This is a genomic window from Brachyspira catarrhinii, assembly GCF_005518285.1.
GTDB classification, from domain to species: Bacteria; Spirochaetota; Brachyspiria; order Brachyspirales; family Brachyspiraceae; genus Brachyspira; species Brachyspira catarrhinii.
In genome coordinates, this window is sequence record NZ_SJDU01000616.1 from 1 (window position 1) to 927 (window position 927).

The 927-nt window shown below is 36.5% G+C and carries 1 pseudogene; it reads left to right on the plus strand.

Features of this window, described 5'->3' with window-relative positions:
• Nucleotides 1–59: 59 nt before the first annotated feature.
• Nucleotides 60–927, plus strand: a pseudogene (gene prfB, locus EZH24_RS12640) (peptide chain release factor 2); the annotation flags it as partial.

Below are 927 nucleotides of genomic sequence, written 5' to 3' on the forward strand. Positions count from 1 at the left end.
ATAGGTTGTAAAATGAAAGAATAAATAATTAAGAATAAAAATTAATATTGGAAATTAAAATGACATTATCCGAAATAAAAAATGCTGTAGCAAATATAAAAGAACAAACCGAAATTTTAAGGGGGTATCTTTGACCCCGATTCCATTTATAAAAGAATAAAAGAGATTGACGAAATTTCCGCAAAAGACGATTTTTGGAACGACAATATTTCAGCTCAAAAATTAATGAAAGAGAGAATGCTTTTGCTCGATAAAATAGAGCCTGTGGACAATCTTATAAAAAATTCAAACAATATATATGAACTTACGGAACTTGCCATAAGCTCGAACGATAGCGAAATGGAATCGGAACTTGAAAGCGAATATTTGGAATTACAAAAAGTTTTTGACGAACTTGAAACTAAAAATTTATTTTCGGGAGAATTCGACAGTAAAAACGCTTATTTGACATTAAACGCTGGCGCGGGCGGAACTGAAAGCTGCGATTGGGCTTCGATGCTTTCGAGAATGTATGTGAGATTTTGCGAAAGGCATGGCTGGACGGTGGAAACTACGGACGAACTTCCTGGAGACGAAGCGGGAATAAAGCAGATTAGTTTTTATATTCAAGGTTTATACGCTTACGGTTATTTGCGCTCGGAAATAGGAGTTCATAGACTCGTTAGAATATCGCCTTTTGACGCCAACGCTAAAAGACATACTTCTTTTGTCGCTGTTAGCGTTATGCCCGATATAGACGAAGATATTGAAGTCGATATAAATCAGGCGGATTTGAGAATAGACACTTATAGAGCTTCTGGCGCGGGCGGACAGCATGTAAATAAAACCTCTTCGGCGATAAGAATAACTCATATTCCAACGAATATCGTAGTTCAATGTCAGGCGGAGAGAAGTCAGCATAATAATAAAGATATGGCGATGAAAATG